Genomic DNA, 2,518 nt, shown 5'->3' on the forward strand with positions numbered 1-2,518 from the left:
TGGAGAGAGCTTTTGGCATTGGGCCCTCGGCGCTGACGGAGGCCATGGGCATGCTCAACCACCATTTCGCAGCAGCCGCCTGATCGGCGCAGAGCGACAGCCTACCTCTGACTGCCGCCAATCTTTGCAACAGAGCCCCGCAACCGATACGATGGCCTCGATCTCTTCGATGAGCGCCCGGGGGCCAAGTACTGGTACACCGGTGGCTTCAGCATTCCCGGCCTCGCCGCGGGGATCATCGGCGGCGCAGCCGCCTCCTTCTTCCTCACCACCGACTTCTGGAGCGGCGCGATCGCCGAGGCCATGGGCTACATCGATCTCTCCGCTCCCGTTGCGATGATCGTCAGCGGCGGACTGTACTACCTCTTCACCCGCCGCGGCCACACCTTCGGAGACGCTCGATGAACACGCCCACCACCGGCTCGCACCCCGCCCGATACCCCGACGCCGCCGCGGGTGAACCGACGCTCGACAGCTGGCAGGAGCCCCCGCACAACCGCTGGGCCTTCGCTCACCTCGGCGAGATGGTGCCCTCGGCAGCGGTCTCGCGGCGCCCGGTGAACGCGCCCGGTCATGCCCTCGCGCGGCTCGGCGCGATCGCGGCGCAGCTTCCCGACCTCGAACAGCGCCTCGAACAGACCTACACCGACGCCTTCCTCGTGCTGCGCGGAACGGAGGTCGTGGCCGAGTACTACCGCGCCGGCTTCGCGCCCGACGACCGTCACCTGCTGATGAGCGTCTCGAAGTCGCTGTGCGGCACGGTCGTCGGAGCACTGGTCGACGAGGGGCGCATCGATCCCGCGCAGCCCGTCACCGAGTATGTACCCGAGCTCGCCGGCTCCGTCTACGACGGGCCCTCCGTGCTGCAGGTGCTCGACATGCAGATCTCGATCGACTACAACGAGGACTACGTCGATCCCGCATCCGAGGTGCAGACCCACGGTCGCTCGGCCGGCTGGCGCACGCGGCGAGACGGGGACCCCGCCGACACCTACGAGTTCCTCACCACCCTCCGCGGCGACGGCAGCACCGGCGAGTTCCAGTACTGCTCGGCGAACACCGACGTACTCGCCTGGATCGTCGAACGGGTCACCGGTCTGCGCTACGTCGAAGCGCTCTCCACGTACCTGTGGGCGAAGCTCGACGCCGACCGCGACGCTACCATCACCGTCGACACGACGGGTTTCGGCTTCGCGCACGGCGGCGTCTCCTGCACGGCGCGGGATCTCGCGCGCGTGGGGCGCATGATGCTCGACGGCGGCGTCGCCCCCGGTGGCCGCGTGGTCTCCGAGGACTGGGTGCGTCGCGTACTCGCCGGCGGATCGCACGAGGCGATGACCGACAAGGGCTTCACGAACACCTTCCCCGACGGCAGCTACACCCGCCAGTGGTGGTGCACGGGCAACGAGCGCGGCAACGTGAGCGGCATCGGCATCCACGGGCAGAATCTGTGGCTCGACCCGCTCACCGACTCCGTGATCGTCAAGCTGTCGTCGTGGCCCGATCCCGACACCGAGCACTGGCACCGGCTGCAGAACGGGATCCTGCTCGACGTCAGCCGCGCGCTCGACGCAGTGTAGCCACGGTCGCTCCGCTCGCGGCGGGCCTCCCCCGCCGGTTGAGCGAGGAGCGCAGCGACGAGTCGAAACCCGACCGCCCCGGGTTTCGACTCGCTCCGCTCGCTCAACCAGCGGGGGCCCGCTCAACCGGCGGGGCCGCCCGGCTCGCCCGGGCCGACTGAATCGCACCGGGTCGCGGGCGCTACTCCCCCAGCCGGTTCTTGCTGCGCATCGCCCGCTCGGCCTCGCGCTTGTCCTGCCGTTCGCGCAGCGTCTGCCGCTTGTCGTACTCCTTCTTGCCCTTCGCGAGGGCGATCTCGACCTTCGCGCGGCCGTCCAGGAAGTACAGGCGCAGCGGCACGATCGTCATGCCGCCCTCGCGGGTCTTCTGGTAGAGCTTGTCGATCTGCTGGCGATGCAGCAGCAGCTTGCGCTTGCGGCGCGGCGCGTGGTTGGTCCACGACCCGTTGAGGTACTCGGGGATGTACGCCGCGTCGAGCCAGGCCTCGCCGCGCTCGATGAAGACGTAGCCGTCGACGAGCGACGCGCGCCCCATGCGCAGCGATTTCACCTCGCTGCCGGTGAGCACCAGGCCCGCCTCGTAGGTGTCGAGGATGTTGTACTCGTGCCGGGCCTTCTTGTTGGAGGCGATCAGCTTCTCGCCGGTCTCCTTGGGCATGTCACATCCTTTCTGCCGTCGGGCTGGTGCGGGATCCGCGCTCACGCGCGAGGATCCAGCCTACCGCACCCTCGCCGCTAGACCCGCAGATACCGCGTGATCGCGATCTTCGCCGCGATCGCCGAGAGGATCACGCCCACGAGGGCTCTGTTGCAAAAATCGTGAAGCTTGAGCATGCTTGGCGGAGATTGGACGGACGGAACGATGACGGATTTCAAGTGGCGCCATTTCCAGGGTGATGTGATCCTGTGGGCGGTGCGCTGGTATTGTCGCTATCCGA

General features: G+C 68.1%; 2 protein-coding genes and 2 pseudogenes. 3 read left to right on the plus strand and 1 reads right to left on the minus strand.

Going from position 1 to position 2,518, the window contains the following annotated elements:
* Together Q1V87_RS12635 and nylB are read left to right on the plus strand one after the other, a co-directional pair.
* Positions 1 to 83: pseudogene (locus Q1V87_RS12635) on the plus strand (IS6 family transposase); the annotation flags it as partial.
* 318 nt (positions 84 to 401) lie between these two features.
* Complete coding sequence (nylB, locus tag Q1V87_RS12640; protein WP_300593461.1) at positions 402 to 1,580, plus strand: 6-aminohexanoate-dimer hydrolase; 1,179 nt, start codon at positions 402 to 404, stop codon at positions 1,578 to 1,580.
* Between the two features lie 181 nt (positions 1,581 to 1,761).
* On the opposite strand, the gene smpB is transcribed toward nylB, so the two are convergent.
* Positions 1,762 to 2,238 carry an SsrA-binding protein SmpB gene (gene smpB, locus Q1V87_RS12645; protein ID WP_079941838.1) on the minus strand — a complete coding sequence of 159 codons (477 nt, stop codon included), beginning with the start codon at positions 2,236 to 2,238 and terminating at the stop codon, positions 1,762 to 1,764.
* 204 nt (positions 2,239 to 2,442) lie between these two features.
* On the opposite strand from smpB, the pseudogene Q1V87_RS12650 reads away from it, so the two are divergent.
* A pseudogene (locus Q1V87_RS12650) lies at positions 2,443 to 2,518 on the plus strand (IS6 family transposase); the annotation flags it as partial.

Origin of the sequence: Microbacterium sp. (assembly GCF_030149085.1) — a bacterium.
GTDB lineage: Bacteria > Actinomycetota > Actinomycetes > Actinomycetales > Microbacteriaceae > Microbacterium.